30 protein-coding genes and 4 tRNA genes are annotated in these 26,462 nt (G+C 68.5%); 21 read left to right on the plus strand and 13 right to left on the minus strand.

What is annotated here, in order from left to right; all coding sequences use genetic code 11:
• Positions 1-36 precede the first annotated feature (36 nt).
• Both V4U86_RS15825 and V4U86_RS15830 read left to right on the plus strand, forming a co-directional pair.
• Complete coding sequence (locus V4U86_RS15825; RefSeq protein ID WP_395306921.1) at positions 37-1,176, plus strand: LLM class flavin-dependent oxidoreductase; 1,140 nt, start codon at positions 37-39, stop codon at positions 1,174-1,176.
• Positions 1,173-2,549, plus strand: a complete 1,377-nt coding sequence (locus tag V4U86_RS15830) for an NtaA/DmoA family FMN-dependent monooxygenase (RefSeq protein WP_395306922.1) — start codon at positions 1,173-1,175, stop codon at positions 2,547-2,549. Before V4U86_RS15825 ends, V4U86_RS15830 begins: the two co-directional genes overlap by 4 nt.
• Here the strand turns inward: V4U86_RS15830 and V4U86_RS15835 are convergent.
• Positions 2,521-3,624: a DUF1214 domain-containing protein gene (locus V4U86_RS15835; RefSeq protein WP_395306923.1), complete on the minus strand. Its 1,104-nt coding sequence runs from the start codon at positions 3,622-3,624 to the stop codon at positions 2,521-2,523. The genes V4U86_RS15830 and V4U86_RS15835 overlap by 29 nt on opposite strands.
• Positions 3,621-4,193, minus strand: coding sequence for a TetR/AcrR family transcriptional regulator (locus V4U86_RS15840; protein WP_395306924.1), 573 nt, complete (start codon positions 4,191-4,193; stop codon positions 3,621-3,623). Before V4U86_RS15840 ends, V4U86_RS15835 begins: the two co-directional genes overlap by 4 nt.
• 111 nt (positions 4,194-4,304) lie before the next feature.
• On the opposite strand from V4U86_RS15840, the gene V4U86_RS15845 reads away from it, so the two are divergent.
• The 3 genes from V4U86_RS15845 (at position 4,305) to V4U86_RS15855 (ending at position 6,284) form a co-directional block, all read left to right on the plus strand.
• A complete protein-coding gene (locus tag V4U86_RS15845) occupies positions 4,305-5,465 on the plus strand; it encodes a sulfotransferase family protein (RefSeq protein ID WP_395312068.1) in 1,161 nt (386 codons plus the stop codon).
• 75 nt (positions 5,466-5,540) lie between these two features.
• Positions 5,541-5,894 carry a ferredoxin gene (gene fdxA / locus V4U86_RS15850; RefSeq protein ID WP_395306925.1) on the plus strand — a complete coding sequence of 118 codons (354 nt, stop codon included), beginning with the start codon at positions 5,541-5,543 and terminating at the stop codon, positions 5,892-5,894.
• Between the two features lie 21 nt (positions 5,895-5,915).
• Positions 5,916-6,284: an STAS/SEC14 domain-containing protein gene (locus V4U86_RS15855; RefSeq protein ID WP_395306926.1), complete on the plus strand. Its 369-nt coding sequence runs from the start codon at positions 5,916-5,918 to the stop codon at positions 6,282-6,284.
• A gap of 38 nt (positions 6,285-6,322) precedes the next feature.
• On the opposite strand, the gene V4U86_RS15860 is transcribed toward V4U86_RS15855, so the two are convergent.
• Positions 6,323-6,394 (minus strand) — tRNA-Val (locus V4U86_RS15860).
• A gap of 149 nt (positions 6,395-6,543) precedes the next feature.
• Between V4U86_RS15860 and V4U86_RS15865 the strand changes: the two genes are divergently transcribed.
• The 5 genes from V4U86_RS15865 to V4U86_RS15885 all read left to right on the plus strand — a co-directional run bounded on the left by V4U86_RS15865 (position 6,544) and on the right by V4U86_RS15885 (position 8,334).
• Positions 6,544-7,563: an alcohol dehydrogenase catalytic domain-containing protein gene (locus V4U86_RS15865; RefSeq protein WP_395306927.1), complete on the plus strand. Its 1,020-nt coding sequence runs from the start codon at positions 6,544-6,546 to the stop codon at positions 7,561-7,563.
• Positions 7,563-7,976: a DUF6636 domain-containing protein gene (locus V4U86_RS15870; RefSeq protein WP_395312069.1), complete on the plus strand. Its 414-nt coding sequence runs from the start codon at positions 7,563-7,565 to the stop codon at positions 7,974-7,976. Before V4U86_RS15865 ends, V4U86_RS15870 begins: the two co-directional genes overlap by 1 nt.
• Before the next feature lie 95 nt (positions 7,977-8,071).
• Positions 8,072-8,144: transfer RNA gene (locus tag V4U86_RS15875), tRNA-Gly, on the plus strand.
• A 27-nt stretch (positions 8,145-8,171) separates the two neighbouring features.
• Positions 8,172-8,245: transfer RNA gene (locus V4U86_RS15880), tRNA-Cys, on the plus strand.
• Between the two features lie 14 nt (positions 8,246-8,259).
• Positions 8,260-8,334 (plus strand) — tRNA-Val (locus tag V4U86_RS15885).
• Positions 8,335-8,383: 49 nt separating this feature from the next.
• Here V4U86_RS15885 and V4U86_RS15890 read toward each other — a convergent pair.
• Genes V4U86_RS15890 through V4U86_RS15900 form a run of 3 tightly spaced genes read right to left on the minus strand, consistent with a single transcriptional unit; the run spans position 8,384 to position 10,026 of the window.
• On the minus strand, positions 8,384-8,725 hold the full coding sequence (locus V4U86_RS15890) for an LppA family lipoprotein (RefSeq protein ID WP_395306928.1): 342 nt from the start codon (positions 8,723-8,725) through the stop codon (positions 8,384-8,386).
• A 54-nt stretch (positions 8,726-8,779) separates the two neighbouring features.
• Positions 8,780-9,085 (minus strand): hypothetical protein, encoded by a 306-nt coding sequence (locus V4U86_RS15895; protein WP_395306929.1) that lies wholly within the window; start codon positions 9,083-9,085, stop codon positions 8,780-8,782.
• Between the two features lie 44 nt (positions 9,086-9,129).
• On the minus strand, positions 9,130-10,026 hold the full coding sequence (locus V4U86_RS15900; RefSeq protein ID WP_395306930.1) for an extracellular catalytic domain type 1 short-chain-length polyhydroxyalkanoate depolymerase: 897 nt from the start codon (positions 10,024-10,026) through the stop codon (positions 9,130-9,132).
• Positions 10,027-10,101: 75 nt separating this feature from the next.
• Between V4U86_RS15900 and V4U86_RS15905 the strand changes: the two genes are divergently transcribed.
• Positions 10,102-10,941, plus strand: a complete 840-nt coding sequence (locus tag V4U86_RS15905) for a class I SAM-dependent methyltransferase (RefSeq protein WP_395306931.1) — start codon at positions 10,102-10,104, stop codon at positions 10,939-10,941.
• 18 nt (positions 10,942-10,959) lie between these two features.
• Here V4U86_RS15905 and V4U86_RS15910 read toward each other — a convergent pair whose 3' ends face one another.
• Both V4U86_RS15910 and V4U86_RS15915 read right to left on the minus strand, forming a co-directional pair.
• Positions 10,960-12,012, minus strand: a complete 1,053-nt coding sequence (locus V4U86_RS15910) for a 3-deoxy-7-phosphoheptulonate synthase (protein ID WP_395306932.1) — start codon at positions 12,010-12,012, stop codon at positions 10,960-10,962.
• A gap of 226 nt (positions 12,013-12,238) precedes the next feature.
• Complete coding sequence (locus V4U86_RS15915; protein WP_395306933.1) at positions 12,239-12,424, minus strand: hypothetical protein; 186 nt, start codon at positions 12,422-12,424, stop codon at positions 12,239-12,241.
• Positions 12,425-12,448: 24 nt separating this feature from the next.
• On the opposite strand from V4U86_RS15915, the gene V4U86_RS15920 reads away from it, so the two are divergent.
• From V4U86_RS15920 to V4U86_RS15945, 6 genes are read left to right on the plus strand one after another with little or no spacing between them, the layout of a single operon-like run.
• A complete protein-coding gene (locus tag V4U86_RS15920) occupies positions 12,449-13,108 on the plus strand; it encodes a class I SAM-dependent DNA methyltransferase (RefSeq protein WP_395306934.1) in 660 nt (219 codons plus the stop codon).
• 12 nt (positions 13,109-13,120) lie between these two features.
• On the plus strand, positions 13,121-13,606 hold the full coding sequence (locus V4U86_RS15925; RefSeq protein ID WP_395306935.1) for an SRPBCC family protein: 486 nt from the start codon (positions 13,121-13,123) through the stop codon (positions 13,604-13,606).
• A 31-nt stretch (positions 13,607-13,637) separates the two neighbouring features.
• On the plus strand, positions 13,638-14,354 hold the full coding sequence (locus tag V4U86_RS15930) for a Clp protease N-terminal domain-containing protein (protein ID WP_395306936.1): 717 nt from the start codon (positions 13,638-13,640) through the stop codon (positions 14,352-14,354).
• A gap of 8 nt (positions 14,355-14,362) precedes the next feature.
• Positions 14,363-14,788, plus strand: a complete 426-nt coding sequence (locus V4U86_RS15935) for a PPOX class F420-dependent oxidoreductase (RefSeq protein WP_395306937.1) — start codon at positions 14,363-14,365, stop codon at positions 14,786-14,788.
• Between the two features lie 21 nt (positions 14,789-14,809).
• Complete coding sequence (locus V4U86_RS15940) at positions 14,810-15,352, plus strand: hypothetical protein (RefSeq protein WP_395306938.1); 543 nt, start codon at positions 14,810-14,812, stop codon at positions 15,350-15,352.
• 4 nt (positions 15,353-15,356) lie between these two features.
• The gene (locus V4U86_RS15945; RefSeq protein WP_395306939.1) at positions 15,357-15,881 is read left to right on the plus strand and encodes a GNAT family N-acetyltransferase; all 525 of its coding nucleotides are present in this window, start codon (positions 15,357-15,359) and stop codon (positions 15,879-15,881) included.
• On the opposite strand, the gene zapE is transcribed toward V4U86_RS15945, so the two are convergent.
• On the minus strand, positions 15,878-16,912 hold the full coding sequence (zapE, locus tag V4U86_RS15950) for a cell division protein ZapE (protein ID WP_395306940.1): 1,035 nt from the start codon (positions 16,910-16,912) through the stop codon (positions 15,878-15,880). The genes V4U86_RS15945 and zapE overlap by 4 nt on opposite strands.
• 35 nt (positions 16,913-16,947) lie before the next feature.
• On the opposite strand from zapE, the gene V4U86_RS15955 reads away from it, so the two are divergent.
• The 4 genes from V4U86_RS15955 to msrB are packed head-to-tail and all read left to right on the plus strand — an operon-like array spanning position 16,948 to position 21,042.
• Complete coding sequence (locus tag V4U86_RS15955; RefSeq protein ID WP_395306941.1) at positions 16,948-17,730, plus strand: pyrimidine reductase family protein; 783 nt, start codon at positions 16,948-16,950, stop codon at positions 17,728-17,730.
• Positions 17,731-17,747: 17 nt separating this feature from the next.
• Entirely contained in the window at positions 17,748-19,307 is a 1,560-nt protein-coding gene (locus V4U86_RS15960) for an alpha/beta hydrolase (RefSeq protein WP_395306942.1), read from the plus strand.
• Between the two features lie 35 nt (positions 19,308-19,342).
• On the plus strand, positions 19,343-20,617 hold the full coding sequence (gene aftC / locus V4U86_RS15965) for an arabinofuranan 3-O-arabinosyltransferase (protein ID WP_395306943.1): 1,275 nt from the start codon (positions 19,343-19,345) through the stop codon (positions 20,615-20,617).
• Positions 20,614-21,042, plus strand: a complete 429-nt coding sequence (gene msrB, locus V4U86_RS15970) for a peptide-methionine (R)-S-oxide reductase MsrB (protein WP_395306944.1) — start codon at positions 20,614-20,616, stop codon at positions 21,040-21,042. Before aftC ends, msrB begins: the two co-directional genes overlap by 4 nt.
• Here msrB and V4U86_RS15975 read toward each other — a convergent pair.
• The 4 genes from V4U86_RS15975 to hemE form a co-directional block, all read right to left on the minus strand.
• Positions 20,990-23,284, minus strand: a complete 2,295-nt coding sequence (locus V4U86_RS15975) for a putative bifunctional diguanylate cyclase/phosphodiesterase (protein WP_395306945.1) — start codon at positions 23,282-23,284, stop codon at positions 20,990-20,992. The two genes, msrB and V4U86_RS15975, sit on opposite strands and share 53 nt — an antisense overlap.
• 76 nt (positions 23,285-23,360) lie before the next feature.
• The gene (gene hemQ / locus V4U86_RS15980; protein ID WP_395306946.1) at positions 23,361-24,053 is read right to left on the minus strand and encodes a hydrogen peroxide-dependent heme synthase; all 693 of its coding nucleotides are present in this window, start codon (positions 24,051-24,053) and stop codon (positions 23,361-23,363) included.
• Between the two features lie 4 nt (positions 24,054-24,057).
• Positions 24,058-25,401 carry a protoporphyrinogen oxidase gene (locus V4U86_RS15985; RefSeq protein WP_395306947.1) on the minus strand — a complete coding sequence of 448 codons (1,344 nt, stop codon included), beginning with the start codon at positions 25,399-25,401 and terminating at the stop codon, positions 24,058-24,060.
• The gene (hemE, locus tag V4U86_RS15990) at positions 25,398-26,447 is read right to left on the minus strand and encodes a uroporphyrinogen decarboxylase (protein WP_395312070.1); all 1,050 of its coding nucleotides are present in this window, start codon (positions 26,445-26,447) and stop codon (positions 25,398-25,400) included. The genes V4U86_RS15985 and hemE overlap by 4 nt, the downstream gene beginning before the upstream one ends.
• Positions 26,448-26,462: the final 15 nt, after the last annotated feature.

The raw sequence follows: 26,462 nt of genomic DNA on the forward strand, positions 1-26,462 counted from the left end.
GGCAGACTGGATGGACCACCCTGTGAGGAGATCTCGTTGGCTGCTCCCCCGCTCCACCTCGGCGTCGCGCTGGACGGCACCGGATGGCACCCGTCATCGTGGCGGCAGTCCGACGCCCGGCCCGAAGACCTGCTGACGGCCGACTACTGGACCGACCTGGCGGTGACGGCGGAGCGGGGCCTGCTGGACTTCGTCACCATCGAGGACGGGCTGGCGCTGCAGTCCGACCACCCGTGGCGCGCCGACGCCCGCACCGACCGGGTCCGCGGCCGGCTGGATGCCGTGCAGGTCGCCGCCCGGGTGGCGCCGCGCACCCGGCACATCGGGCTGATCCCCACCGCGATCACCACCCACACCGAACCCTTCCACCTGTCCAAGGCCATCGCGACGCTGGACTACGTGAGCAGCGGGCGGGCCGGAGTGCGGGTGCAGGTGTCCGCGAACCCGGAATCGGCGGGGCATTTCGGCCGCACCGTCGCCGAGGACACCATGGCCGAGGCCGCCGACTACGTCGAGGTGCTGCGCCGGCTGTGGGACAGCTGGGAGGACGATGCCGAGATCCGCGACGCGGCCACCGGCCGGTTCATCGACCGGGACAAGCTGCACTACATCGACTTCGAGGGACGCTGGTTCTCGGTGAAGGGCCCGTCCATCACCCCGCGGCCGCCGCAGGGTCAGCCGCTGGTCGCGGCGCTGGGCCACGGTGATCCGGCGTACCGGCTGATCGCCGCGGGTGCGGACCTCGGGTTCGTCACCCCGCACAGCGAACACGACATCACGACGATCAGCGGCTCCATCGCCGCGCTGCGCCCGGCCGGCGCTCCGCGCGTGCAGATACTGGTCGACCTGGTCGTCTTCCTCGGCGACACCCCGGCCGCCGCCGCCGCGCACCGCGCCCAACTGGATTCCCTGCTCGGTCGCGAATACATCAGCGACGCCGAGGTTTTCGTCGGCACCCCGGCCGACCTCGCCGATCTGCTGACGCACTGGCAGGCCGCCGGTGCGGACGGCTTCCGGCTGCGGCCGGCCACCGTCCCGCACGACTTGCTGGGCGTCACCGACGGCCTGGTCCCAGAACTGCAACGGCGCGGTGTGTTCCGCACCGGTTATCGAGATTCCACGCTGTGCGGACTGTTCGGCCTGTCCCGCCCGGCCAACCGATATGTGAGCGCATGACCAAGCAGATTCACCTCGCCGCACACTTCCCCGGGGTCAACAACACCACGGTGTGGAGCGACCCGGACTCGGGCAGCCACATCGATTTCAGCTCGTTCGTACACTTCGCACAGACCGCCGAGCGGGGCAAGTTCGACTTCCTGTTCCTGGCCGAGGGGCTGCGGCTGCGCGAGCAGGGCGGCCAGATCTACGACCTGGACGTGGTCGGCCGCCCGGACACCTTCACGGTGCTCGCCGCGCTGGCCGCGGTCACCGAGCGACTCGGCCTCACCGGCACCATCAATTCCACCTTCAACGAACCCTATGAGGTGGCGCGACAGTTCGCGACGCTGGATCATCTGTCCGCCGGCCGCGCCGCCTGGAACGTGGTCACCTCCTGGGATGCGTTCACCGGAGAGAACTTCCGTCGCGGCGGCTTCCTCGCCGAGGACCAGCGCTACAGCAGGGCGGAGAGCTTCCTGGCCGCCGCGCACACCCTGTTCGACTCGTGGCACGGCGACGAGATCGTCGCCGACAAGGAGTCCGGGGAGTTCCTGCGTACCGGACGGCCCGGCGAGTTCTCCTACCGGGACGAGCATTTCGACATCTCCGGACGATTCGACGTGCCACGTAGCCCGCAGGGCCGGCCGGTCATCTTCCAGGCCGGGGACTCCGATCACGGCCGCGAGTTCGCCGCCCGCGCCGCCGATGCCATCTTCTCCCGGCACGGCACCCTGGCGGAGGGGCAGGCGTTCTACCGGGATGTGAAGGGCCGGTTGGACAGGTACGGCCGCCGGCCCGAGGATCTGCTCATCCTGCCCGCCGCGACGTTCGTGCTCGGCGACACCGACGCCGAGGCCGCCGATATCGCACACCAGGTCCGGTTGGCCCAGGTCTCCCCCGCCACCGCGATCAAGTTCCTGGAACAGCTGTGGAATCGCGATCTGTCCGACCACGATCCGGACGGACCGCTGCCCTCGGTGGATCCGGTCGTCGGGGAGAACACCATTGCCCGCGGGCGGGCCAGCGTGCGGATGCACCGCGATCCGGTTGCGGTGGCCGACGAGTGGCGGGCCAAGGCCGAAGCCGAGGGGCTGAGCACCCGGGAGCTCATCGTCGAGGTCACCGGGCGGCAGAACTTCATCGGTTCGCCGGCGACGGTGGCCGAGCAGATCAACACGCTGGTGCAGGCCGACGCCAGCGACGGCTTCATTCTGGTGCCGCACGTCACGCCGGCGGGGCTGGACCCGTTCGTCGACACGGTGGTGCCGCTACTGCAGGAGCGCGGGGTGTTCCGCACCGACTACGAAGGCCGCACGCTGCGTGAGCATCTGGGCCTGGCGTCGGTGTCCGAGCGGAAATCCGTCACTGCACCTCCTCCGGAGCGTCGGTGACCTTGACCAGCCGCACCTGCGGCTGGTCGGGCACCCGGTCGGCGAGAAACCAGCGGAACGCCAGGTTGCCGCGCGGATAGTCCAGCGTGGTCAGCGAATTGGGGTGCTTGGTCATGCCGCGGGACAGCACCACGGTCACCGAACCGTCGCTGTTGGGCACCGCGGTGTGCCCGTTGACCGAGCTGCGGGCGTCCCGGACACCGGGTACGGCCATGAACTGGTTCCACACCACCAGATTCCAGAATCGGCATGCCGGTGGCCGGTGCGTGATCACCAGCGCCTCGTCCTCGGCGAGGTCGAAGCTGCCGTAGGAGTAGCAGGCATCCCGGGCCGACCAGCCGAAGTTGAAGTCGGGCACCTGGTACGGGGCGGCGAAATCGTTGGCGCCCATGTTGGTTTCGTGGCCGAGGTTGTGGGCGTCGTCGTTGCGTACCCCGACCGCCAGCGGCACGATGGCGAACATGGTGCGCAGCCAGGCCGCGCTCGCCCGCAGCGCCGCCGCGGTTTCCTCGTCGCCGTGCCGGAACGGTTCGGGCTCGTCGAGCGCATCGATGTGCCAGCTCACCGGCCGGCCGACGTGCGGGTCGGCCTGGTAGTCGCGGGTCATCAGGACGGCGGCATCCGGTGTCGGACCGAAGTCGAAGGAGAAGTTCCCGTCGGCGTCGAATTCCAGATCGTCGTCGCGCAGCAGCGCCACGATGCGGTCCGACCAGGACCCAGGGGCCGGCTCGTTGTAGGCGGTGACCGAGAAGTACACGCTGTCACCGCGATTGCCGCTGATCCGGTAACGACGGGTGGGGTCGACCGGGCACATGTAGTAGATGGCGTCGGTGTTGTCCCCGCCCCAGCGCCGGTCGGGCCGCCAGGGTGAGTTGACCTCCAGCCATTGCGGCCGGCTCGGGTCGGCGAACAGGTAGGTGTCCAGCGCGACGCCGAGGGTGGTCGCCAGCATCCGGTAGCCGTCGGCGACATGACGGTCGTCGGTGACGGCCTTGTCCCCCTCCAGGAATGAGCGGTCCAGGTCGCGCAGGGTATCGAGCAACTCCCGCCAGGCCGTACGGGATTCGTGCGTCATGCGCTGATTCCTTTCGTGATGAGTATGGCGGTGCGGTCGATCCACGCGTCGTCGGGGACTCCGCGGGTCAGCAGCGCGAGAAACGTGATGCCGGCGACGGATTCGGCGAGTTCGGCGGCGGTGACCCCGGCCCGCACCTCACCGCGTCGGACCGCGGCCGCAAGGTAGTCGCCGAGTCCGTGCTCGAGGATGCCGGAGAACCGCTGCAGCAGGGCGGTGTGCAATGCCGGGTTTGCGGCCATCTCACCGACCAGCCCGGGCAGCGCGGCCCGGGCCGCCGGTGTGCTGAACACCGCGACGGTGCGCCTCACCATCGCCGCGATGTCACCGAGAAGCGTTCCGGTGAAGACCAATTCGGTGGTGCTGTCGAGCGGGAAGGCGGCCTCGTGCACCAGCGCGGCCTTGCTCGGCCAGCGCCGGTAGATGGCTGGCTTGGAGGTACCGGCGCGCGCGGCGATGGCCTCGACGGACAACTCGGCGTAGGGGGTCTGCCCGAGCAACTCGACGGTCGCGCGCAGCACCGCCTCGTCGATGCCCCGATTGCGAGGTCGCCCAATTTCCTTCGCCATTACGAAACTCACAGTAACATAACTGGCGTGACCGATACCACAGCAGATGTCGTGCACCTCGACGACCTGTCCACACCCCGGTACAGCACGGAAGCCCAAGCGATCCGGGAGATGATGGCCGCCGTCGCCGCCGACTTCCCGCTCGACGCAGACGTGCTGCACGATCGCGCCCGGTCCGACACCGGGCTGGACGATTTCGGCGCCGAGGACTACCGCGAGCGCCTCGAGCTCTATGTCGCCGAACTGCGCGCGATCGACATGCACGGTCCGGGAATCGTCAACTTCCACAGCCAGCTGGTGCAGTGGCTGAAGAACCGGCTGCTGCTGACCGACCTGCTCAAACAGCATCCCGAGATCCATGACGTCGAGCTGCTGCCGCCGGTGGTGATCGCCGGTCTCCCCCGGTCCGGCACCACGCATCTGCACAATCTGCTGGCCGCGGCACCGACCTTCCGCAGCCTGCCCTACTGGGAGTCGGTCGAACCGTTCCCGCTGCCCGCCGAAGTGGGCCTGCACCCGGATCCGCGGATCGGGCGGATGGATGTCGCCGTGCAGGTGATGAACATCCTGATGCCGCATTTCGCGTTGATGCACGAGATGACCACCGAGCACGCCCACGAAGAGATCCAGCTGCTGGCCAACGACTTCTCCACCATGCTGATGGACACCCTCGCCGACGTCCCGCGCTGGAGCGAGTTCTACTGGTCCCGGGACCAGACGTCCTCATACGAGTACCTTGCGCTTCAGCTCAAGGCGCTGCAGTTCCTGCGCGGCGGCCGGCGCTGGGTGCTCAAATCCCCGCAGCACCTCGGCCAGCTTCCGGTGCTCGACAAGGTGTTTCCCGGTGTCGTGGTGGCGTTCACCCATCGCGATCCGGTGCCGGTGGCGTTGTCGATGATCGCGATGATCGCCTACAGCGAGCGGATGCACCGCGACACCGTCGACGTGTCCGGCATCGCCAACCGGTGGGTGGACCGGTTGGGGCAGTTGCTCGAGGGGTGTGTGCGCGACCGCCACGTCATCGCACCGGAGCGGTCGGTGGACATCCGGTTCGACGACTTCCTGGCCGACGAACTGGGCACCGCCGAGGGGTTGTATGCGCTGGCCGGTGAACCGTTCGACGAGCCCGCGCGCGGCGCGATCGTCGACTACCTCACCGGGCACCGGCGCGGACGGCTGGGCCGGGTCGCCACCTCACCGGAGATGTTCGGGCTGGACCCGGATGCGGTGCGGGCGCGGTTCGCCGGCTACACCGCCCGGTTCCTGTCCTAGCGAAGGACCAAAGTCCCTCCCGCTGGTGGCTTTCGACCCGGGCGCGGATCGACTTCGGTTTCGTACGGTCACATCATGACCTACGTGATCACCTCGGCCTGCGTTGACGTGATGGACAAGTCCTGCGTGGCGGAATGCCCCGCGGACTGCATCTACGAAGGTGAGCGCACGCTCTACATCAATCCGGACGAATGCGTGGACTGCGGTGCCTGCAGAATCGCCTGCCGCCTCGACGCCATCGAATACGAGACGGATCTGCCCGAAGAAGAGGCGGCACATCTGGCCGACAACGCGGCATTCTTCCTGACGGTGTTGCCGGGCCGGGACGAGCCGCTGGGATCGCCGGGCGGTGCGCATGGCCTCGGACGGGTCGGGGTAGACACTCCATTGGTGGCCGCGATGCCAGCGCGCACCGGGCCCGCGCACTGACCGGTTCGAAGGAGACTGGTGATGATCGAGGTACTGACCGACATGCCGGCCGGGGTGACCGGCATCCGCGCCTCCGGCCGGATCAGCGGCGAGGATTTCCGCGCCTTCGAGCCGACGATGGAAAAACTCGGACAGTCCGGTGAGATCCGGATCGTCGAGATCATCGCGCCGGACTACCAGGGCTTCGGCCCGGGCGGGCTGGCAGCAGATCTGAAGATGGGCTTCGGCACGCTGCTGGCGCATCACTCGGCGTTCAAGCGGATCGCGGTGGTCTCCGACAAGGAGTGGGTCCACCACACCATGCACGCGCTGGGGTGGATGGTGCCCGGCGAGTTGGCGGTGTTCGGGCTCGACGAGCTGGACAGGGCCAAGGAGTGGGCCGCCGGCTGAAACGAGAAAAGCCGCCCGATTGGGCGGCTTTTTCTTTGTGGTCCCGACTGGGATCGAACCAGTGACCTTCCGCGTGTGAGGCGGACGCTCTCCCCCTGAGCTACGAGACCGGGGAACGAGGAGGAAGACTAGCACGCCGCTACCGGGCAGCTGGAATCGCCTGGTCACGTTGCCCGCAATCTGCGCCAACTCCGCTGCCGTCGACCCCCTACGCGAGTAGACAGGAGACATCACCCCAGCATCGACCCCGAGGATGAATATGGCACGTCATCACGCAGTTCAGGTCGCCTCGGCAGGCGCCACCCTGGAGCTCGCCGAAGTCGACACCGCACCACCGGGCCGCGACCACGTCCGCATCGCCGTAGCGGCGTGCGGCGTGTGCGGCACCGACCACGCCTTCGTCAACGGTGCGTTCCCCGGGCTCAGTTGGCCGCTGACCCCCGGGCACGAAATCGCCGGAACCATCGCCGAAATCGGCGAGGGTGTGCAGGAGTACGCGGTGGGCGACCGGGTGGCCGTCGGTTGGTTCGGCGGGCACTGCGGACACTGTGTGCCGTGCCGCCGGGGCGATTTCATCCACTGCGCCAACGGGCAGATCCCGAGCTGGCACTACCCGGGCGGATACGCAGAGTCGGTGACCGTGCCGGCCAACGCCCTGGCCCGCATTCCCGACGAGCTGTCCTTTGTCGAGGCCGCCCCGATGAGTTGCGCGGGCGTCACGGTGTTCCACGGGCTGCGCGAGACCCGGGCCAAGCCGGGTGACCGGGTGGCGGTGCTGGGCATCGGCGGGCTGGGACATCTCGGGGTGCAGTTCGCCCGGGCGATGGGATTCGAGACCGTCGCCATCGCCCGCGGCGCAGACAAGGCGCAGGACGCACTGGATCTCGGCGCGCACCACTACGTCGACTCGACAGCCGGCGATGTCGGCGTGGCGTTGCAGGCACTCGGCGGTGTCTCGGTGGTGCTGGCGACCGCCGCCAATTCGCAGGCGATGGCCGACACCGTGGGCGGGCTGCTGCCGCGCGGTGAGCTGATCGTGGTGGGCGTGACGCCCGATCCGCTGCCGATCAGCCCGCTGCAGTTGATCACTCCCGGCGTGAGCGTGACCGGTCACCCGTCGGGCACGGCGCGCGACGTCGAGGACACCATGAAGTTCGCGGTGCAGTCCGGGGTGCGGGCACGCGTGCAGGAACTGCCGCTTGCCCAGGCCGCGGAGGCCTACGCGGCCATGGACAGCGGCCGCGCCCGCTACCGGATGGTGCTGCGGGTGACCCCGTGATGGGCCGGGCGGCGACGGTTGCCGCGGCGGCAGGACTGGCCGCCGGGTGGTGCGCCGCACCGGCCGGCGCCGACGAGTTCGTGGACTTCTCCTCGCCGAGCGGCAACGTCGGTTGCGTGATGGACGTCGGGTACGTGCGCTGCGATATCGACGAGCGGGCCTGGGCGTCGCCGCCGAAGCCGGCCGACTGTGATCTTGATTACGGTCAGGGCGTCATGCTGCAGGCCGGCGAACCGGCGGAGTTCGTTTGCGCCGGGGACACCACCCTGGGGCGCACCGAAGTGCTCGCGTACGGCCGATCGATGGTCCGCGGAAGTCTGAAATGTGACAGCGCTGAGACGAGTATCACCTGTCTCGACCGCAACTCTGGTCACGGCTTCTCGCTCGCACGAGAGGTTTACCAGCTGTTTTGAGTCCGCTTGCCGCGATGTTCCAGGTGATTTGTAGTTCTTCGCACCGGTGGACTAATGTTCCTTTCCGCACCGGGTGACGATCTCACCCGAGGCACGCGGATGTAGCGCAGTTGGTAGCGCATCACCTTGCCAAGGTGAGGGTCGCGGGTTCGAATCCCGTCATCCGCTCGAAGGTTCAGTGGGCATCAACCCTACGGTGGAGTGGCCGAGTGGTGAGGCAACGGCCTGCAAAGCCGTGCACACGGGTTCGATTCCCGTCTCCACCTCCAACAGTTTCGACCCGGCGCGATTAGCTCAGCGGGAGAGCGCTTCCCTGACACGGAAGAGGTCACTGGTTCAATCCCAGTATCGCGCACCATAATCTTTGCCGGTCACGGCACGCCGTCGGCGGAATCGCCCCGGGTGGCTTACGGACTGTTCACCGCCATGTCTGCACGGCGCAACCGGCAATCCGACTTCGCGGACAACACACCTGCGGCCTTCGTACCGAATTCCACTGTGATGCCGTCGTTTCCGGAGAAGATCACGTCTCGGTCCCCGGGCCGGTCAACCGTCTTGGCCAGCTCGGTGGCACCCAACTGGGCCGCGCCTCCCTGCACCACCGCCAGCGCCTGCGGCCATGCACCGTCGGGTATGGGTCCGCGGAAGACGACATATATGTACACGTGCACTCCCGGCGTGTTCGCATAGTCACCGCTGCACCCGCCCCAGCTGTCTTCTTTCACCCGCCAGGTCAATCCCGGTGCCATCGATGCGATTTGAACCGGTATCCGTAAAACACATGGCGCCGGGCCGAACCGGAACTACCGCACCGTCAGCATCCATGCCGGGATCCAGTGCGTCACCGACTTTTCCGACCCGCCGAACGCGATCGGATAGGTGACCAGGCCCCACCAGGCGCCCTGCTCGCAGAGCCCCCAGCAGGTCAACTCCCCCTCCACCACCTTGTGCATCTGCAGTCCGGACGGGTGGTAGCGGCCCCACCGGCAGTGCGGTTGGCGCGGGAACAGCGCGGCGAGATCCACCAGCACGGGGCGCGGCGGATCGACCCGCCGGAACACCTCGCGCACGGGCTGCCCGCCATGCCCCAGGCCCTGCAGCTCACCCACCGTTCGATCATATGTTCGAATGATGGGGAGGGGAAACCCGCCCACTACCGCGCGTGCGCGTCGAAGAACTGCGCCGAGGCCTCTGACGCGTCGAACGCCCGGGTGGCCGGCCCCACCGCACTCGCCGGCAGAATCTCCGGCGCACCCGGCCAGGTGTGCCCACCACCGTCGACTCGCATGAACACCACCTCGGCGCCCTCGGCGCACTCGTAAGCCACCCGCTCGGCGCTGGTGCCATCGCCGTTGCCCGGGATTCTCTCGATCACCGGGTCGGCCGCACACCCGTTGAGTTCACGCCACCGGTCCACCACCGCGTAGGCCGCCAGGATGGTGCTCGGGCCGCCACGCCCCACCATCGGACCACCGTTGAAGGGCACGATCGGGTCCACCGTGCCGTGCGAGGCCAGCACCGACACCGGCCGCGAAGGATGGCAATCCACGTGATCCCCCAGGGTCGCTCCGATCGGCGCGATGGCGGCGAACCTGTCGGCACGCTCGCAGGCCAGCCGGTTGGCCATGAAACCGCCCGCCGACAGCCCGGTGGCGAATACCCGGCCCGGGTCGATCCCATACTGGGCGGTCAGCTGATCCACAAGGGCGACAATGAATCCCACATCGTCCACGCCGGTGCGGTCCGGCACCGAGGCGCCGCGCCCGTCGGCCCAGCTGTAGTCGATACCGTCGGGGTACACCACGACGTAACCGTGGGCGTCGGCGACCGCGTCGTAGTGGGTCAACGCTGCGTGCTGCGCGCCGGTCTGAGCGCCGGCGTGCAGATTGACCACCAGACCGGTCGGCGGACCGGGCGGCACGTGCACGTCGTAGGTGCGCTGCAGTCCCCCGAAATCGAGCATCGCCACGGCGGGCTGAGCGGGGGCCGGCGGTGCGGCCGCGAGGACACAGACCACGACCCCGACCAGTACCGCGAGTTTGCCGCGCACGTCCGCAGCCTAGAGACTGCGAGCTCCGGGCAAGACCGGAACGGGGAACTCCGGCCTGGCGGGTAGGTTGGAAAAGTGCACGACGCAGACAACGCCAAAGCCGGCGCCGGCAATCTGACGGGGGTCTCGGAGACCGCGTTGCTGACGCTCAACGCCCGAGCGCATCAGGCCCGCCATCCCAAGCCCGTAATCGACGATCCGATGGCGATCCGACTGGTCGACGCCATCGACTTCGACTTCGCCAAGTTCGGCCGCAAGGGCCAGGAGATGGCGCTGCGCGCACTGGGCTTCGACCGAGCGGCCACGGAGTACCTGTCCACCCATCCGTCGGCGACCGTGGTCGCCCTGGCAGAGGGCTTACAGACCAGCTTCTGGCGGCTCAGCCACGCGCTACCGGACGCCGATTTCCGTTGGCTGACCGTCGATTTCGAACCGATCATCGCGCTGCGCGAACAGCTGCTGCCGCCCTCGGACCGGATCACCAATCTGGCCCAGTCCGCGCTGGACTACAGCTGGATGGACCGGGTGGACACCGGCAACGGAGTTTTCGTCACCGCCGAGGGCCTGCTGATGTACCTGCAACCCGACGAGGCGCTGGGCCTGATCACCGAGTGCGCCAGGCGTTTTCCGGGCGGACAGATGATGTTCGACCTGCCCCCGGTGATCGTGAAGAAGCTGACCCGTAAGAACGGGATGCGCTCATCGCGCCGCTACCGGGTGCCGCCGATGCCGTTCAGCCTGTCCGCCGCCGAACTCGCCGATCTGGTGAACACCGTGCCCGGGATCCGCGCGGTGCACGACCTGCCCATCCCGAAGGGCCGCGGGTTGTTGTTCGCCAAGCTGTTCCCCGCGTTCTGGCAGTGGAAGCGGGTCAAGCAGCACCGCGGCGCGTACACCCTGATCGAGTTCGGCTGACGGCGGTGGCCCCGCCGGTCAGCGGGTGGCAAGCTCGCGCAACACCAGATCAGTTGCCGCCCAATCCATGCACTTGTCGGTGACGGACTGACCGTAGGTGAGCGGACGCGCCTCGGGCGCCTGGGCTCCGGCGACCAGGAAGCTCTCCAGCATGACGCCGCTGACCGGCAGCCCGTCGCGGACCAGCTGGGCCACCTCGGCCGCCACCCCGGCCTGCCGGACGTGGTCCTTGCCGGAATTGGCGTGGCTGCAGTCGATCACGACGCGGCCCGGCAATCCGGCGGCGACCAGTTTGTCCGCGGTGACCCGCACGGTCTCGGCGTCGCAGTTGGGCCCGGCGGTGCCGCCGCGCAGGATCACGTGGCAGTCCTCGTTGCCTTCGGTGGTCACCAGGGCGCCGCGGCCCATATCGTCCATGCCGAAGAAGACGTGCTGGGCGGCAGCGGCCTTGACGCCGTCCACCGCGACCTGGATGTTGCCGTCGGTGCCGTTCTTGAAACCGACCGGCATCGACAGGCCCGACGCCAGCTGGCGGTGCACCTGGGACTCGGTGGTCCGGGCGCCGATGGCGCCCCAGGCGACCGCGTCGGCGATGTACTGCGGGCTGGTGGGCTCGAGGAACTCGCAGCCGACCGGCAGACCGATGTCGATGATGTCGAGCAGCAGTTGCCGCGCGGTCCGCAGCCCCCGCGCGACATCGAAGGTGCCATCCATGCCCGGATCGTTGATCAGGCCCTTCCAGCCGATGGTGGTGCGCGGCTTCTCGAAGTAGACCCGCATCACGATCTTGAGCCGGTCACCGAGCTCATCGGCGACCTTGACCAGCCGGCTGGCGTAATCCAGCGCCGCGGCCGGGTCGTGCACCGAGCACGGTCCGACGACCACCAGCAGGCGGTCATCGCGGCCGGCCAGGATGTCGGCAATCTCGTCGCGGTCGCGCGCGACACGCTCGGCCCGGCGCGCTCCCAGCGGGAACTCGGTGAGCACATCGTGCGGGCTGGGGATCTCGCTGAAGCTGCGTATCCGACGGTCCGACGTCGCGGGTGCGGTGGCGGTCTGCGCCAGATTCATGGGAGGTACCTTCCTGGTGGTGGGCACCTGAGCCAACATTCCCGGGCGCCCTTTAATGACGAAAGGCAGCGACCGCGAGGGTCACTGCCTGGGCTCCGGGTGGATGCGTCGCTTAGTGCTGCGCTTTATCGGCTCCGCCCGGAGCCTCGATAAAGCGCCAATAGCCGGCGCACACGCGGATGTTCACGCCGGCCACGTTACACCGGGTCCGCGATGAGTCAAAAAGCTAGGTCTTCGACCGCCACGCGTAGCCGGCGATGCCGATGCCGATCAGCGCGATGATCGGGCCGAGCACGGACCAGGTCGTGGTGTTGCTCATCGGGCTGCCGCCGACCGCGCCGAACCCCTGCAGTGCGAACAACGTCCCGAACAAGGCGACGACGATTCCGATGATCAGCACCGCGATACGCATACCTGCGACAGTAGCCTGACGGCGATGTCTGAAACCTCGTTTCTGGACCGCACCCGCGACGGTTACGACCGCACCGCGCGCGGCTACGTCAGCGCATTCCAGCACCACCTGGACGCGAAACCGCTCGATCACGCGATGCTGAAGGCATTCACCGAGCTGGTGCCCCGACATCACCGGGTGATCGACGTCGGCTGCGGAACCGGGGTGGCAACCGCGGTCCTTCGCGACCACGGCGTCGACGTGTCGGGAATCGACCTGTCGCCGAACATGATTGCCGAAGCGCGCCGCCTACACCCCGACATCGGCTTCACGGTCGGATCGATGACGGATCTCGGCCTGCCCGACGCCCGCATCGGCGGGCTCTGCGCCTGGTATTCGGTGATCCACATTCCCGACGATGTGCTGCCGGCCGTCTTCGCCGAGTTCCACCGGGTGCTCGTCCCCGGCGGAGTCGCCCTGCTGGCGTTCCAGGTCGGCGACCGGCCCCGCCACCTGACCGAGGCGTTCGGCGAATCTGTCGATCTGATGTTCTACCGGCGCCACCCATCGGCGGTGGCAGAACTGCTCGAAGACGCCGGACTACCGGTCCACGCGCAACTCCTCCGCGGACCCGACGGCGACGGTGTTGAATCGACACCGCAGGGGTATCTGATCGCCCGCAAGCCCGCACCCGCCGCCACCTGAGGAGCCCGTGTCATGACCGAGCGCATCGAAGTGCAGCGCACCATCTCCGCGCCCGCGGCCGACATCTTCGCGGTGCTGAGCGACCCGCAAGGACACGTGGCCATCGACGCCTCCGGGATGTTGCAGGCCGCCACCGGCGAGCCGGCCCGCAAGGTCGGCGACCGCTTCGTCGTGCACATGGATCGTGAAGCGCTGAACGACTTTCCGATGGGCCGCTACGACGTGACGGTCGATATCACCGAGTACGAACAGGACCGCCTGATCGCCTGGACGATCCTGGGAAACATCGATCCGCAGATCGGCCACGTCTACGGCTACCGGCTGGAACCGACCGCCGACGGCACGGTGGTGACCTCGTTCTACGACTGGTCGACCATCGGCGAGAAATGGCGGGCGGCCGGCATCTTCCCGGTCATTCCGGAAACCGCGCTGCGGGCCACGCTGGGCATCCTCGATCGGACGGTCCGGCGCGGCTACCCCAAGTCAACCCAGGGTTGACGAACCGCTGAAGTCAACTTACGGTTGACGCATGACCGATTCCGTCAGCCTGGACACCCTGATCCGCGCAATCAAGTCCGTACACACCGACGCCCTGGACCAACTCACCGACGCCGTACTGGCGGCCGAACACCTCGGCGAGGTCGCCGACCACCTGATCGGCCACTTCGTCGACCAGGCCCGTCGCTCCGGCGCCTCGTGGACCGATATCGGCAACAGCATGGGCGTCACCAAACAGGCCGCCCAGAAACGCTTCGTCCCCAAGGCAGATGCCGCCGGCATCGACCCGAACGAGGGCTTCGCCCGGTTCACCCCGCGCGCCCGCACCGCCGTGGTTGCCGCGCAGACCGCGGCCCGCGACGCCCGTAACACCGAGATCGCCCCCGAGCACCTGATCCTGGGCCTGCTCGGCGACACCGACTCGCTGGCCATCGCCCTGCTGCGAGCCCACGGCGCCGAACCCGACCAGGTCCGTGCGGCCATCACGTTGCCGCCCTCGACCGGCCAAGAACTGGACCTGGTGCCCTTCAACGGGCCCGCCAAGAAGGTCCTGGAGCTGACCTTCCGCGAGGCACTCCGACTGGGCCACAATTACATCGGCACCGAACACATCCTGCTGGCACTGCTGGAGTCCGAAGACGGGAACGGTCCGCTGCACGGATTGGGCATCGACAAGGAACGCGTCACCGCCTCGCTCATCGAGATGCTCGCCTCCATCACGGGAATGAATCCGGACCCCCAGCTGTAGAACACCGCATGGAACTCAACGAGGCAGCGCGCGAGCTCATCGGCGCCGGGGCCGACGCCACCCTGGTCACCGTCAACGCCGACGGCAGCCCGCAGGCTTCGGTGGTCTGGGTCGCGCTGCAGTCCACACCCGACGGCGACGAACTCGTCGCGGCGCACCTGTCCGACTCCTACCGCAAGGTGCGCAACATCCGGCGCGATCCGCGGGTCACCGCGACCGTTCTCGCGCCCAGCCGTCCCGGACAGCAGCGCCAGTACCTCTCGGTCACCGGCACCGCCCGCATCGTGGAGGGCGGTGCACCCGCCCTGCTCAAGGACCTGGCCACCGCGCTGCTCGGTACCGACGAGTTCTTCCCGCCCAAGGACGCCCCGGAGGGCTACCTCACCCGGATCCGCATCGAGTCGATCGGCGGACAGGGACCCTGGATCGGGTAACCATGTGCCATCATGCGATGCATGCGATTGGCAAAGACGCGGTCCTGGTTCGCCGTTCTCCTGACGAGCCTGACGGCCGCGGTCGCGATCGGCATCGCGCCGCCGTCCGCGGCAGCGGTCACCCCGATCGGCAACCTCGGTGAGACGTTGCGGGTGGAGTTCGGGGACTTCGTCGCCGACGTCACCGTGCACGACGTCCTGCCCGCCCCGGTGCCGCCGGGCTGGGGCTGGAACGGATCCCCGCGCTGGCGCGCGCAGGGCAGCCCGTGGCGCGCCAATGTGACGGTGCACGTCATCTCCGCACCCAATCCGTACAAGCTGGCGCTGTCCACCACCTTCAACGGCGTGACCCCCTACGCGGACGCCTACTCCTCCAAGCACACCGACGCGCCCGATGCGTTGGAGAAGGTGCTGCTCAACGCGCCCCCCGGATCGACCGTCACCGGCGGCGTCTACTGGGACGTCTACCGCGCACTGGTCACCAACGTGGTGATGATCAATCCGCAGACCGGAACTCACTTGGCGCAGTGGAACATCTGGCAGCCGGGCACCCCGCTACCCTGACCGGGTGCGCATCGAGGAACCCGGCCGCGACGATCTGACCGAACTCGCCGCCGTCGCCGCAGCCACCTTCCCGCTGGCCTGCCCGCCCAGCGTCACCGATGCCGATGCGGCCGCTTTCATCGCGGAGAACCTGTCGGCCGAGAAGTTCGCCGACTACCTCGCCGACCCGGCCCGGATCATTCTGGTCGCTCGCGACGAGGACCGAATCCTGGGCTACGCCATGCTGATTCACGGTGTGCCCGACGACGCGGATGTGCAGCAGGCGGTGCCGCAGCGTCCGGCCCTGGAAATCTCCAAGATGTACGCACTGCCCGATGTGCACGGCACCGGCGTGTCCGCCGCCCTGATGACCGAGGCACTGACACGCGGCACGCAGTCCGGCGCGGCCTGCGTGTGGCTGGGCGTGAACCAGAGCAATGAACGCGCACAGCGCTTCTACGCCAAGTTCGGGTTCCAGGTCGGCGGCACCAAGACCTTTCGGGTCGGCGCCGGCATCGAGAACGACTACGTGATGGTGCGCCCCGGCTAGCTGCTCTGCGCGGCGGCCGTCAGGGCCAGCAACCGTGAGGTCGCACGCAGGTACTTCTTGCGGAATCCGCCGGCGACCATCTCGTCGCTGAAGATGGTGTCCAGCTTGGTACCCGAGGCCAGCACCGGGATACCCGCGTCATACAGCCGGTCGGTCAGGGCCACCAGGCGCAGCGCCACGCTCTGATCGTCGATCGGGTGCACCCCGGTGATGAACACCTCGGTGACGTCATCGATCAGCGCGTGATAGCGCGACGGGTGCATCGTTGCCAGGTGCGCGCAGAGCGCGTCGAAATCATCCAGTGTGGCACCGGGTTTCGCGGCGGCCGCGGTACGGACCTGCTCGTCGGTCAACGGCTCGGGCGCGGGCGGCAAGCCGCGGTGCCGGTAGTCGGGGCCCTCGATCCGGATGGTGGTGAAGATCGCCGACAGCGTGTTGATCTCGCGCAGGAAATCCTGTGCGGCGAACCGGCCCTCACCGAGTTGCTCGGGCAGCGTGTTCGAGGTGGCCGCGATGGACACGCCCCGCTCCACCAGCGCCGAGAGCAGCCGGGAGATCAACGTGGTGTTGCCCGGATCGTCGAGCTCGAATTCGTCGATGCACAGCACCGTGTACTCGGCCAGCAGATCGATGCACTCGGTGAACCCGAACACGCCGGCCAGCTGGGTCAGCTCACCGAACGTCGCGAACGCGGTCTTGGCATCCCCGCCGGACAGGGTGTAGTACGTCGACGCCAGCAGGTGGGTCTTACCGACACCGAACCCGCCGTCGAGGTAGACGCCCACACCCGGCAGGACCTCGCGCTTGCCGAACAGCTTCTTCTTACCGGCCCGACGCTCGGCGGCCTGCTCGCAGAATTTCCGGCAGTGCCCGACGGCCGCGGCCTGCGACGGCTCCGCCGGATCGGGCCGGTAGCTGTCGAAACTGACGTCGGCGAACGTCGGCGGTGGCACCAACTGGGCGACCAACCGTTCGGGGGTCACTTTTGGGTGCCGGTCCGTCAGACCCGCGACCTCACCCGCACTTTGCATGTCGTGCACCCTATCGACGTGCTGCAATGATCCCCATGCCGGATAGCGCCGCTGGGACGGAACTCACAGCACTCGGACCGGTCTGGACCGCCGGTGACGGTGAGCTCGAGCAGCTCTACGCGTATCCCGAGAAGCTGGACGGCTGCTGGGTGCGGGCCAATTTCATCACCAGTCTGGACGGCGCCGCGACCGCCGAGGGGCGCTCCGGCGCGCTCGGCGGGCCCGGGGATCGGGCCGTGTTCCGGTTGATGCGGGAGCTGGCCGACGTGGTGGTGGTCGGTGCCGGCACGGTGCGCGTCGAGACCTATTCGGGCGCCCAGTTGGGAGTGGCCCAGCGCCAGCACCGGCACGCCCGCGGGCAGGACGAGGTACCGCCGATCGCCATCGTCACCCGCTCGGCGGATCTCGACCACGACCTGCCGGTGTTCGGCCAGACCGAGGTGCCGCCGCTGCTGCTGACCACCCACGATGCGGCTGCCGATGCGCGGTCCCGGTTCGCCGGCATCGCCGAGGTGTACGACTGCTCCTCGGCCGACACCGGAAGCGTCGATCTGATCGTGTTGTTGCGGACGCTGGCCGGCCGGGGGCTGACCCGGGTGCTCACCGAGGGCGGGCCCAGTCTGCTCGGCGCATTCATCGCCGCGGACCTGCTCGATGATCTGTGCCTGACGATCGCACCGACCATCGTCGGCGGCGGATCCACCCGGATCTCCGGCGGGCACGGTGAGCTGATCACCCGGCTGCAGCGCCGCCACGTCCTCAGCGACGATGACGGCTACCTGTACACGCGCTACAGCCGCAGGGAACAGCACGGTTGATCGCTACTGTGGTCGGCATGCGAGTTCGTTGGGGCCAGACGCTGGCCTTGTCGTCGGTCACGCTGCTGCTGACCTCGTGCGCCCCGCTGCTGGCCGCCAACCCGCGGTTCGCCACCGACGCCGGCGCCGGACCGCAGGGCGCGCCCCCGGAAACCAGCGTCGCCGCCGGGCCGCCGGCCCTGGAGGCCCCCAAGAACGACCTGTCCTGGCAGGACTGCACCGGCCGGGTGTTCGCCGACGCCGCGGTGCCCGTGCCGTCCGGGATCACCCTGGACTGCGCGACGTACGACGCCGACCTGGATTCGATCAAGGGCGCCAACGGGTCCATCACCATCGGCGTGGTGCGGGCCACCTCCGCCGACACCCCGGCCGACGCCGGACCGGTGGTGATGACCACCGGGACCGATCTGCCGTCCTCGGCGCAACTGCCGGTGTGGCTGTCCCGCGCCGGTTCCGACATCCTCAAGACCAACCCCATCGTCGCGGTGGACCGGCGCGGCACCGGCCTGTCCGAGGACATCGACTGCCGCGACCTGTTCGACCGGCAGGAGATGATCGACCAGACCCAGTTCGAACCGGGTGACGACCCGGTGGCCAAGCTCGGGGCGATCGTGCAGACCGCGACCACCACGTGCACCGACACCATCGCCCCCGGCGACTCGGCCTACGACAACGCCCACGCCGCCGAGGACATCGAACGCCTGCGCAGCACCTGGGACGTCCCGACGCTCGCGCTGTGGGGAGTCGGCAACGGCGCCCAGGTGGCGCTGGCCTACGCCGGCGCGCATCCGGACAAGGTGTCGCGGCTGGTGCTGGACTCCCCGCTGCCGCTGGCTGTCGGCGCGGAGAGCGCAACCGAACAGAAGGTCAAGGGACAGCAGGCGGCGCTGGACGCCTTCGCCGCACAGTGCGCGGCCACCAACTGCGCGCTCGGCCCGGACCCCAAGGCCGCGGTCGACGCACTGCTGACCGCGGCCCGCAACGGCGACGGACCCAACGGCGCCTCGGTGGCCGCGGTCGCCGACGCCATCACCACCGCGCTGGCCTTCCCGCGCGGTGACCGGGTCGCGGCGACCAACGCGCTGGCCGGTGCGATCGCGTCGGCCCGCGGCGGGGACACCGGCGCCATGTCCGAGCTGATCAGCCGGGCCGAACAGACCCGCCAGACCGACGGCCAGTTCGTCAACGGGTGCAGCGACGCCCTGAACCGGCCGACGCCGGACCGGGTGCGTGAGCTCGTCGTCGCCTGGGACCGCCTCTACCCGCAGTTCGGCACCGTGGGTGCGTTGCGGATGGTCAACTGCCTGAGCTGGCCGAGCGGTACCGCGCCACAGGATCCCAAGGACCTCAAGATCCCGGTGATGCTGCTCGGGGTGCAGAACGACCCGATCGTCGGCAACGAAGGGGTGGCAGCGGTGGCCGCCACCATCATCAACGCCGGTGCGAACAGCAAGAGGGTGATCTGGCAGGGCATCGGCCACGGCGCCGGCATCTATTCGCCGTGCGCGCTGCCGCCGGTTCTGGGCTACCTGGAAAGCGGCAAACTACCCGAGACGGACACGTTCTGCCCCGCCTGATCAAGCTGCGACAGGCTGCGATGTAGGGTGCGCTGGTGTCGTTCCTGCCCTCCGGTGTGCTGAACGCCTTCCGTCCCAGCACCACACCGCCCAGCACCGCAACGATTCTGCGGTCCATCCTGTGGCCGTTGGCCATCATGTCGGTGATCCACCGCAGCTATGTGCTGGGGACCAATGGCTACATCACCGACGACTTCGGCCCGGTCTACCGCGCGGTGATCAATTTCAAAATGGGCTGGGACATCTACAACGAGAACTTCGACCACGTCGACCCGCACTATCTGTATCCGCCCGGCGGCACACTGCTGCTCGCCCCGTTCGGGTACCTGCCGGTCGACGCGGCCCGTTACTGGTACATCACGTTCAACGTGCTGGCCTTCCTGATCGCGGCCTACCTGCTGCTGCGGATGTTCAACTACACGTTGTCCTCGGTGGCCGCGCCGGCTCTGGTGCTGGCGATGTTCTGCACCGAATCCGTCACCAACACACTGGTGTTCACCAACATCAACGGCTGCATGCTGCTGGGTGCGGTGCTGTTCTTCCGGTTCCTGCTCAAAGGCGGTGTGCGCGCGGAACTGTTGGCCGGCGCGGCGATCGGCCTGACCCTGGTGGTCAAACCATCGCTGGCGCCGCTGTTGCTGTTGCCGGTGCTCAACCGCCAGTTCTACACGCTCGTCACCGCTTTCGGTGTGCCGCTGGTGTTCAACGCGGCCGCGTGGCCGTTGGTCTCGGACCCGATGAGCTGGGTCCACAACACCGTGCCCTACCTGATGTCCACGCGCGACTACTTCAACTCCTCCATCCTGGGCAACGGCATCTACTACGGCCTGCCGATGTGGCTGATCCTGTCGCTGCGCATCATCTTCCTGCTGCTGGCCGCCGGCAGCCTGTACCTGCTCTACCGGTACTACCGCGAACGCGACCCGATGTTCTGGCTGCTGACTTCTTCGGGTGTGCTGCTGACCGCGTCCTTCCTGGTGCTCTCGCTGGGCCAGGGCTACTACTCGACGATGCTGTTCCCGTTCCTGATGACGGTGGTGCTGCGCAACTCGGTGCTGCACAACTGGCCGGCCTGGCTGGCGGTGTACGGGTTCATGACGATGGACCGCTGGCTGCTCGTGCACTGGCCGACCACCGGGCGCTTCCTGGAGTACATGAAGATCACCTACGGCTGGTCGCTGATGTTGATCGTGGTGTTCTGCGTGCTGTACTTCCGCTACCTGGACGCCAAGTCCGAGGGCCGGCTGGATTCCGGCATCGATCCGCCGTGGATGACGGATGAGCCTCGGCGCGCTAGCGTTAAATCATGACAACCCCGGGCCCCAAGCTTGAGCTGACCGACGATCAGTGGCGCGAGAAGCTCAACCCCGCCGAGTTCCAGGTGCTGCGCCGAGCCGGCACCGAGCGGCCGTTCACCGGCGAGTACACCGACACCAAGACCGCGGGGGTCTACGAGTGCCGGGCCTGCGGGGCCGAGCTGTTCCGCAGCACCGAGAAGTTCGAATCCCACTGCGGCTGGCCGTCTTTCTACGACCCCGCCGATTCGGATGCGGTGATCCTGCGGCGCGACGATTCGCTGGGCATGACCCGGGTCGAGGTCATCTGCGCCAACTGCCACAGCCATCTGGGCCACGTGTTCGAGGGTGAGGGCTATCCGACGCCCACCGATCAGCGCTACTGCATCAACTCGATATCGTTGCGTCTGGTGCCGGCCGGCGCGACCTCAGCAGACTGAGCATGTCGTCCGGCGACAGCGGCGGGCTGTACAGATAGCCCTGCGCCACCTGGCAGCCGTAATCCCTTAGCATCGTTGCGGTTTCGGCATTCTCCACACCTTCGGCGACAGTGGTCAGGCCGAGTTCGCGGGCCAGGTCGATGACCGCCCGGACAATCGCCGCCGCGCGCCGGTCGCCGAGCACCGCGGTGACGAACCCGCGGTCCAGTTTCAGTTCGTCGACATGCAGTTCCCGCAGGTACGACAACGCCGAATAGCCACTGCCGAAGTCGTCGATCGCCACCCGGACCCCACGCTCGCGCAATTGCTCGATCACCGCGCGGGTGTGTTCCTGATTGCCCAGCAACAGATCCTCGGTGATCTCCACGGTCAGGACCCCGCACGGCAAACCGCGCCTGCTCAGCTCGTGGGCGACTCCCCCGGGCAACGCCAGATCGCTCAACGACGGGGCGAACACGTTGACCGCCACCGCCACCTCCAGACCCAGATCCCGCCACCGGGCGATCTGATCGAGCGCCAGGGTGAGCACCAGCTCGTTGATCGGCCGCATCAGCCCGTGATCGCGGACCAGCTGCAGAAACTGATCCGGGCCCAGCAGCCCACGATCGGGGTGCGGCCAGCGCACCAGGGCTTCCACGCCGGCGATCGAGCCGTCGACCAGATCGAATTTCGGCTGATAGGCCAGCGTGAGTTCCCGGTTGTCGATCGCCTGACGCAACTGCCCGAGCAGCTGGTATGCCACGGCGCTGTCCTGCCCGGCGGCATCCGATGCGGTGCTGCCGCGCTCGTCAACGTCCGGCATGTCGGCGGGGCTGTAGATGTGCACCCCGCCCGACCGGGACCGCTTCGCCGAATACATCGCCACGTCGGCCTGTTTGAGCAGCCGTTCGGCAGACAGCTCCGGGTCCTCCGCGGAGGCGACCGCCAAGCCGGCGCTGGGGCGCAACAGCAGGTCGTGCCCGTCGACGTCGAACGGTCGGTCAAAGGCCCGCAACACCCGCCCGATGACCTCGCGGGACTCGTCGGGATCGCCCTCCATCAACACCACGAACTCGTCTCCGCCGACCCGTGCCACCGTGTCGCTGGACCGCACCCGGCCCAGGATCCGCTCGGCCACCTGGACCAGCAACCGGTCCCCGGCCGGGTGGCCCAGCCCATCGTTGACGAGCTTGAAGTCGTCGAGATCCAGGGACAGCACCGACACCGTCTGTTGGTCGCGCCGGTGCACCACCATGGCGTGCGCCAACCTGTCCTGGAACAGGGCCCGGTTGGCCAGGCCGGTCAGCGGGTCGCTCATGGCCTGCGCTTCCACGGCCCTGAGCAGGCGGCGGTTCTCCCCCACCACGACGAACTGACGCAGCAGCACCAGCACGATCAGCAGCACCGAGGCGCTCAGTGCGGGTGCCAGCGCGGGGGCTGCGGCGAAGCGCACCAGCGCCGCGGCCATGGCCAGCACGATCGGCACATAAGGCAGCCACATCGCCCATCGGGAGATCTGCCGCTCACCGCCGGCGACTTCGGTCTCGGGCGCGTCCGGACTCAGCGCCGCGAGGGCGATCAGCAGCAGCCCGGACGCCCAGCCGACGCTGCCGTATTTCACGACGGTGAAGTCGTCCCACATGTTCGAGTACACGAACACGCAGTCGGCCAAGGCCATCAGCGCTATGCCACTGACCAGCAGGGCCAGTGCCCGATGCTGCGTGGAGTGGATGCGCCCCAGCACCAGAACGGCGACCGTCAGCACGCCGAGATCGAGCACCGGGTAGGCCAGCGCGACTCCGACCGCGAACCTACTGGCGCCACCGGCGTGGACAAGCGGGTCCAGCAGCGTCCACCAGCCGATCTGGAAGAACGCCACCGCCACGATGAACCCGTCCAGCGCCAACCGGGTGTGGGTATAGCCCGAGGTCCCGACCGGCATGAGCAGCAAAGCGACGCAGACCGCGACCGGCAGCATCAGGTAGCCGATGTCGCCCGCAGTCGGGAACGGCGATTCGGCACGCCACCATTCGTGATAGGCCCAGATCACCGACCCGGCCGTGTAGCCGACCATCCCGAGGGTGACCCAGAGCCAGACCGTGCGTTGCCGGCCCTGGTGTCGCCGGGCGGCGTGTCCGCAACACGCGGTGACGAACAGTGCGAGAACGACGAAGCCGATGTCCTCGACGGCGATCCGGATTTCCGGTGAACCCCGTCCGCTGAGGAGCCATGCACAGAACGCCAGGGCTACAACCGTAGCCACCGTCCCCACTCGGCCGACTCTCGGCATCCTGCGACGCTAGCAAACCCTCGGCAGCGGGTGTCGTTTCCGGGGGGACTCAGGGCAACTTGGTCAGCAACTGCTCGACGCCCACCCGCGGCCCGGTGAAGAACGGGGTCTCCTCGCGGACGTGCCGGCGGGCCTCGGTGTAGCGCAGCTTCCACATCAGTTCCACGATGCGCCCCAGATCGGGCCCCTCGAACGCCAGGATCCACTCGTAGTCGCCGAGGGCGAAGGCCGGCACCGTATTGGCCCGCACGTCCGGGTACTCGCGACCGGCCATCCCGTGATCGACGAGCATCTTGCGGCGCTCGTCGTCGGGCAGCAGGTACCAATCCAGGGACCGGACAAAGGGATACACGCAGACATAGTCGCCGGGATCCTCGCCGGCGATGAACGCCGGGACGTGGCTCTTGTTGAATTCGGCGGGCCGGTGCAGCGCCACCACGCTCCACACCGGGTCGCTGGCCAGGCCGAGCGTGGTCCGGCGGAACGCCGAGTAGGTGGCCTGCAGGTCCTCGACCCGCTCGGCGTGCGTCCAGATCATGAAGTCGGCATCGGCACGGAAGCCGGCGACGTCGTAGAGGCCGCGGACGACGACTCCGTTGTCCTCCTGCTGCTTGAGGAAGGTCGCGGTCTCGTCGATGACCGCGGATCGGTCTGCGTCGAGAGCCTCCGGCTGAACCGCGAAGACCGAGATCATCATGTACCTGGTCACCGAGTTGAGCTTGTCGTAATCGAGCTTGGCCATGTCCCTATCCTGCCACCAACCGTGCGGCTGCCTTCGCCCCGGATCCCACACAGGCGGGGACTCCGATGCCGTCGAGGTAGCCGCCCGCGACAGCCAGCGCGGGCGGCAGCCCGGCCCGCAGTTCGGCGATCAGATCGCCGTGGCCGGGACCGTACTGGGGCATCGCGTCGATCCAGCGCTGCACCCGGTGGTCCACCGGGTCGGCGGCGATGCCGAACACGTTCTGGAGGTCTTCCAGCGACCAGTTCAGCAGCTCGTCGTCACCGATGCTGCGGGCCAGATTGTCGCCGAACCGCCCGTAGGACAACCGCACCAGTTCCACGTTGCCGCGCCGTCCCCACTTGCGCGAGGTGAGGGTTATCGCCTTGGTGTGCAACCGTTCTCCGGTGGCGACCAACACCCCGGACTGATCCGGCAGCGGTGTGCCACCGGGCAGGGCGAGCGCCACCAGTGCCGTCGAGGCCACCCCGATGCGCCGGGCCGCCGCCGCGCTGCGCGGGGCGACGGGTTCGACGAGCCGTGCCAGCCGGGGCGCCGGGACGGCGAGGACGACCGCGTCGGCGGTCCAGTGCTCCCCCTCGTCGTCGATCAGCTCCCAGCCGTGCGCCGAGCGCACCAACCGATCGATCCCGACCTGGGCCCAGCGTATGTCCGCGCGCCGGGCCAGTTCCTCGATCAGGACGGCGTAGCCGCCATCGAGGGCCCCGAAGACGGGGCCGGACTGTACGGGCGGCAGGGTATTACGCACCGCTTCGGTGAGGCTGCGTGCGCCACGGTCCAAGGTGGCCGCCAGCCCCGGCAACGCCGAACGCACCCCGATGGTGGCCGCCGACCCGGCGTACACCCCGGTCAGCAGCGGTTCCACCGACCGGGTGACCACCTGTGCGCCGAACCGGTCCCCGACCAGCTCGGCGACCGACGGGTCGGCGCCCGGGCGCCAGCTGAAGGCGCGGCGGTCTTCCTCGGCGATTCGGGCCACCGTCTGCGGGTCGACCAGGCCGGCGACCGAGTCGGCGCGCGCCGGGATCCCCTGCAGGGTGCCGACGGGCAGCGGATGCAGCCGGCCCTGGCTGTAGATCAGCGGCCGGGCTCCGGCGCTGGCGACCTGCCGGCCGGTGAGGCCGAGTTCGGCCAGCAGCGCGGGCACCTCGGGGCGGCGGGTGATGAACGCCTCGGCGCCCACATCCATCGACATCCCGCCGACGGTCTCGGTCCGAAGCACCCCGCCGAGCCGGTCGGCCGGGTCGAACAGGGTGATCGAGGCGTCCGGCCCGGCCGCGACGCGCAGCCGGTACGCCGCGGTGAGGCCCGAGATGCCTCCCCCGACGACGCAGTAGGTGGAACTCACAATGAGTGCACCAGACTCACCAGATCGGTCACCACCCCGGGATCGGTGGCCGGCAGCACGCCGTGTCCGAGGTTGAAGACATGACCGGAGGCGCCCGCGGCGATGGCGGCGCGGCCGTCCTCGACGACGGCGCGGGCGGCGCGCTCGACCACCGGCCAGCCCGCCAGCAGCACGACCGGGTCGAGGTTGCCCTGCAGCGCGGTGCCCGCCGGTGCCCGGCCGGCGGCCGCGGTCAACGAGGTGCGCCAGTCCACGCCCACCATGGTGGCCCCGGCCTCACCCATCGCGCCGAGCAGTTCGGCGGTACCCACCCCGAAGTGGGTCATCGGCACGCCGCGGTCGGCGAGCGCAGCGAAGATCCGCGCGCTGTGCGGCAGCACATGGCTGCGGTAGTCGGCCAGCGACAACGTGCCGGCCCACGAGTCGAACAACTGGATGGCATCGACACCGGCGTCGAGCTGCGCCTCCAGGAACTCGATGGTCAACTCCGTCAGCGCGGTCATCAGCGCGTGCCAGGTCTCGGTCTCGGCGAACATCATCGCCTTGGTCTTCTCGTGGTTGCGGCTGGGACCGCCCTCCACGAGGTAGGAGGCCAGGGTGAACGGCGCGCCGGCGAATCCGATCAGCGGGACCTCACCCAGGGCGGCCACCAGCAGCGACACCGCGTCGGTGACGGGGGCCACCTGACCGCGTTCCAGGCGCGGCAGACCGGCGACGTCGGCACGGGACCGGATCGGGTGCTCGATGACCGGCCCCACGTCCGGGACGATGTCCAGCGCGACGCCGGCCGCCTTCAGCGGCACCACGATGTCGGAGAACAGGATGGCGGCGTCGACGCCGTGCCTGCGCACCGGCTGCAGGGTGATCTCGCAGACCAGCTCCGGATCGAAGCAGGCCGCAAGCATCTTGTGGTTGGCGCGCAGCGCGCGGTACTCCGGCAGCGATCGTCCGGCCTGGCGCATGAACCACACCGGGGTGCGGTTCGGGGTGCGGCCGGCAGCGGCGGCGAGATAGGGCGACTCGGGCAGGTCACGACGGGTGTTCATCGGGCCCCATCGTGC

Source organism: Mycobacterium sp. AMU20-3851 (assembly GCF_043974665.1).
GTDB lineage: Bacteria > Actinomycetota > Actinomycetes > Mycobacteriales > Mycobacteriaceae > Mycobacterium.